Source organism: Anoxybacillus flavithermus (assembly GCF_002742685.1).
GTDB lineage: Bacteria > Bacillota > Bacilli > Bacillales > Anoxybacillaceae > Anoxybacillus > Anoxybacillus flavithermus_E.
Genome location: NZ_PEDM01000057.1, coordinates 1 through 4,564, shown reverse-complemented (window position 1 = coordinate 4,564; position 4,564 = coordinate 1). Strand labels below are relative to the sequence as shown.

5 protein-coding genes and 1 pseudogene are annotated in these 4,564 nt (G+C 40.5%); 1 reads left to right on the top strand and 5 read right to left on the bottom strand.

Annotated features, from left to right (window positions below):
- Positions 1-127: transposase (locus tag CS060_RS13770; protein ID WP_143269818.1), on the top strand; the 127-nt coding region annotated here is incomplete at its 5' end.
- Positions 128-392: 265 nt separating this feature from the next.
- Here CS060_RS13770 and CS060_RS14385 read toward each other — a convergent pair.
- The 5 genes and pseudogenes from CS060_RS14385 to tnpC all read right to left on the bottom strand — a co-directional run.
- Positions 393-680, bottom strand: coding sequence for a transposase (locus tag CS060_RS14385; RefSeq protein WP_231563719.1), 288 nt, complete (start codon positions 678-680; stop codon positions 393-395).
- A gap of 122 nt (positions 681-802) precedes the next feature.
- Positions 803-1,492, bottom strand: coding sequence for an IS4 family transposase (locus CS060_RS14380; RefSeq protein WP_231563718.1), 690 nt, complete (start codon positions 1,490-1,492; stop codon positions 803-805).
- A 199-nt stretch (positions 1,493-1,691) separates the two neighbouring features.
- Positions 1,692-2,009 carry a hypothetical protein gene (locus CS060_RS13760; protein ID WP_035049985.1) on the bottom strand — a complete coding sequence of 106 codons (318 nt, stop codon included), beginning with the start codon at positions 2,007-2,009 and terminating at the stop codon, positions 1,692-1,694.
- 26 nt (positions 2,010-2,035) lie between these two features.
- Complete coding sequence (locus CS060_RS13755) at positions 2,036-3,274, bottom strand: DUF3238 domain-containing protein (RefSeq protein ID WP_099669057.1); 1,239 nt, start codon at positions 3,272-3,274, stop codon at positions 2,036-2,038.
- 245 nt (positions 3,275-3,519) lie between these two features.
- Positions 3,520-4,564, bottom strand: a pseudogene (tnpC, locus tag CS060_RS13750) (IS66 family transposase); the annotation flags it as partial.

The window sequence follows — 4,564 nt, the reverse complement described above, 5'->3', positions numbered from 1 at the left end:
TTATTCGAATGGAAAAATGGAGGGAACGAATAACAAGATCAAGCTAATCAAACGTAGGGGGTACGGATACAGAAATATCCATCGTTTTGCCTTGCGGGTTCGCCTAGAAACAGCTAACATACTTTAATGGTAGGTTCAAGTACATCTTTTGGTGATGAACCATAAATATCTAATTTTATCAAGAGATCCAATGCCGTTTCTTTCCCTTTCCTTCGATCCTTTTTCCCGTGTTTTCTCAATAGAAGGAGGAGAGAAGAAAGGCTGATTTCCTCCTTGGATAGGCGCAGAAGCAGTTGTTGCCAATAGGATTGGAGAACATCTAGTGCTTTCCGTTCGCTGATTTGAATCCCTTCTTTTTGTTGCCAATATGTTCGAGCTTGAAACAGAAAGGTTTAGGTCACCAAAATGGCAATCAACGTCCCATATAGATGGCATTCGAACCGTTCTTTCTTCATCTTTTTGACTTTCGCCAGATCAAAGACGGACTTCCACGCTTTAAACAACAGCTCAATTTGCCAACGCAAAGAATAAAGCTCATAAACCTGTTGCCCATCAAACGACTCTTGTGGTAAATTAGTCAGTAAGATGTGGTATTTCTTTTTTGTTCGAGGGTTTGGCGTGCCAGCGCCTTCCCTTTTCTTTTTTCTTTTTTTCGCACATACGCCATCCGTTTTTGCCATTCTTCTTCCGTTAGACGTCGAAAAATCAAGCGTGGGATATACAAACGCTCATGCCCGATGTATACATGTTCCATTTCTACTGATTCCCCTTCCTTTAATTGATTCCCAAGAGATTCCTAATCTCATTCCTTCCACTGACTATTCTCTTTGATATACACTTTCATATCGGAACGAAGCCGAGTAATATAATACGCTCCGTGGGCGTCGATCTCGGTTAGTGTGGCAACGGAGAAAAAACCTAAATCCCGAATACATAGGTCATCCGGCAAAATTGTGTGCTGGGCATGATAGGCAAAACGGGCGTCCGAGTCATTCGCCGATTGCACACATAGTTGAAGACAGGCACCAGACAACAAGTCATATTCAAACTGAATTTTCGCTCCTGATGAGACGGAACCTCGGTAGTCTTCCCCATAGTCGGCAGGAACCAAAAAACTGGTCGAGTCCAAAATCCGCAAGCGAGTAAAACACGTCCGGTGGGCTTGGATGGTGGACCAAAGCAATGGGCGTTGTCGCTTTGGGAGAAGGAAAAACACTTCACGCAAAAACGCTACGGCTCGCTCGGTAAACCGCTGATTCAACCCTTCACTAGACAGGGAACAATCATGGCGTAGTGTGAGAAACGTACATAATCGTTGAAGTGATTGTTGAGCCAGTGAGCCATCTCCCCATGCACAAAGAGTCAAAAATGCTTCTGCCATTAATGCTCGTTTCCGTTGGATAAACCCCGTTTCTTGAGCCAGATGATTCAATGTCTCAGGCGAGAAAAGTTGACGGATGGTTTTCATCCATACTTGCATTTGATTTTCCATAGAAAAAATCCTTTCTAACGAAGAGTATTCGCTAGAAAGGATACCATGTTTTCAGTGGTGTATAAAAGCTCAATTTCTTAACTTGATGGCTATGGGGCATTTCCCTCTCTATGAAATTCGATTTATATACTTCTCTCATCTAAAGGTAACATCGCTTGCAGAAATGAATTAAATAATCCCCAACACACCTACATTGCCTCTAATGTAATCGAGCACATAGTCTTCTCCCTACATAATATCCCAGTGCTCCCATATAAATCGGGGCTGCAAAACCAAAAGGAGGATAAAAAGGAAGCGACGTAATCGTTGCGATCCCTAAAACAACAGCCCAATCCCATTTAAATCCCCATTTTTCATCGATAAAAGAAATGAGCGCCTCTGTTACCGCACATATAAACGGAACAGCTAGTACTGCAATTGGAAAAATGGCAATAAAGAAAGAAAAACTGCTAAATAATGAGAGCGAAAGGGCAAACATGACAAACGCCAACAAAACTTCTATTAAAAATTTTTTCACTTATACTATCCCCTTTTAATATAAAATTACTTACTCACTGCGATTTTCTTATTGGGGTACAAAGGAAATAAATAATTGACATTTGTACCTGCAGCATCAGGATTAAATTGATACAGAGTTTTCCATGTTCCACCATTATCCGATCTATAAATTTCATGCCAAGGATACTGGTCATGACTACCATTAATATAAGTAACTCCACTTTTTTGAATATTTAAACTATAGCTGTAATCAATATTCGGTGGGACATCCATGCGAAACGGCAATCCAACAGAATGGGAAATTTGAAATTGTGCTTCACTGGATGTAATCCATTCCTTTACAGCCGTTATACCTGATGTCCCAGCATTTTTTCTTGCCAATTCCGTTGAACCACATGTACCATTATCATTTTTATTATAGCGAATAGAATCGCTTGTGTATTTTGAAAATCCATAAGTCCTATCTTGCCAATAAATCGAGAGATCGACTCGAGTACGATAAGTGCTAGCAGAAGCAGAAAAGTCACGATTGTCTCCCCCATAGCAGTAACCATCTGGTGCGGATATTTTAGCGGGCTTAATAAATGTTGTATTGCGGTAAGAAGTTACAGGTTCAACTGCGAGTGTTGAAAATGACTGGGAGAATTCCTCAAAACGCATATTACGCTTATCAGTTACTTGCTTCGCAGATATTAGGATGACATGATTTTTTTCGTCTTCAACTACTTTGTCTTTTTCTTTATCGGATTTTTTTACTTTTTCTATGCCTTCAATGATATACATATATTCTCGACCAAATGATACATTAAAGTCTTTGAACTCACTTTGTGAAACAACAACCATTGGCTTTCCATCACGATAAACCGTATAACTTTGAACATTTGGAATATCCGACCAATCAATTTTTATCATTCTTTCATTAAAAAACATATCTACTTTCACACTATCATTTGATAGAGGATGCAATGTATTTGTGATAACATTCATCTTGGTTAATAACTGCTCATCTTTATCAAATGCAGCCAAAACATACTCATACATTTCACCCGATGTTAGGTTCTTATGAATAAACTCTCTTTCATTCCCTTCATACAAAACTTTTCCCCTATTATCATATAAAACATATTTTTTAGCTTTAGAAATTTGCTTCCACGTTAAACGCAGGCTATCCTCAGATTTTTCAATTAAATAAACCTCAATATAGTCTCCTGAAGAACCATCAGTAATAGTACCAAGAAACAACAACAAGACAACGCTAATTGTTAAGGAGACAACTTTTTTCATAAAAAACACACCACCATTTCTATATTTTTATAATAATTCATTTTTATACCACTATTAAAAAAAAAAAAAAAACCTGTCAAGCATGTTCGAGTCTTAAACGTTCGACATTTTTTTACAAATCTTTTAATCAAACAATAAAGAACAACATTTTTGTAACTATTCGCCCCAATAGTAGTATGTAAAGAAACGCAACACAAATAGGGCATCCCTGTGATAAAAAATGCCCTAAGTGGTAGAAAGAACACGATCAAGCGTGTCGCCCTGTCGCCCGTCAACAGAAGACATAACGAGTCCCACACGTTTTTTTCGTGTTTCGTCAGTGTGGAAACGATGCTTCTTGTGATGCAGACTGGGCGAATGTTTCTTCACGAAACGTACCCGAAATGTTCTCTTTGACTTTGACCATGCGAAGATCGCATTCGGCTTGGTTGTTGTCAAAGGGAACATGCACTTTACGTGAAAAACGCAGCGCTTCTTCCTTTCGTTTCTGAAGCCGTCGAATAAAAGCGAGTGATTTTTTCGGAAGAGGCGTCATCGTTTCCCATCCGTGCTGTGCTTTCGCTAGGATGCGATCATACATTCGTTCCCATCGTTTCGCTTCTTTTTTGGAAAGTGTACCGTGATGAGCTTCGACGGCCTGTTTGGCGGCTAATAGAAACGTGGTCATGCGCGATGCCCATGTATGCCCTTGTTCGATGAAACCCTTCAATTCACGCAAATGATGGGCATGGCAAAGAGCATGGGTGGCTTTCGTGTATTTTGGATACGTACCGAACGCATCGTGCATCATCGTTCCTTGATATCGGGGAAGAATCCCGATATCATCGGTCGCTTTCTTTCCGCGAGAAACGTGAGGAGCCAAGTACGTATATTTCGATGTACACGCGACATGCACCCATGCGAGTTTCCCATTGATGCGCAAACTCGTTTCATCGACATGCAAGATGTTAGAGCCAAGCAAAGCGTCTTCGATCATGTCCATATTGGATTCCAGCGCTTCGCGTCCTCGTTTCACCATATTGGCAAGGGTTCCTGTACTGATTGGGTGTTGATATAATGCTTCGATTGTATCACTTAAACGCTTGTAAGGGATCAATTGAATATGGTGCAAATATACAGCGAGCGCCGTGAGCCGTGGACCATATTGCACATGATTCGTGACATAGGATGGGAATTCGGCTTGTTGAACACATCGGCAATGTGGGCAGGATTTCACTTCACGCTCATGTTGTGTTACTTCGATCGTCACGGGAGGGAGATCGAACACTTGACGGACATCGACTTTGAACG

Excerpts from the sequence above, each read along its gene's own strand:
- CS060_RS14385 (WP_231563719.1), bottom strand. The coding sequence starts at position 680 with ATGGCAAAAACGGATGGCGTATGTGCGAAAAAAAGAAAAAAGAAAAGG.
- CS060_RS13755 (WP_099669057.1), bottom strand. The coding sequence starts at position 3,274 with ATGAAAAAAGTTGTCTCCTTAACAATTAGCGTTGTCTTGTTGTTGTTT.
- CS060_RS14380 (WP_231563718.1), bottom strand. The coding sequence starts at position 1,492 with ATGGAAAATCAAATGCAAGTATGGATGAAAACCATCCGTCAACTTTTC.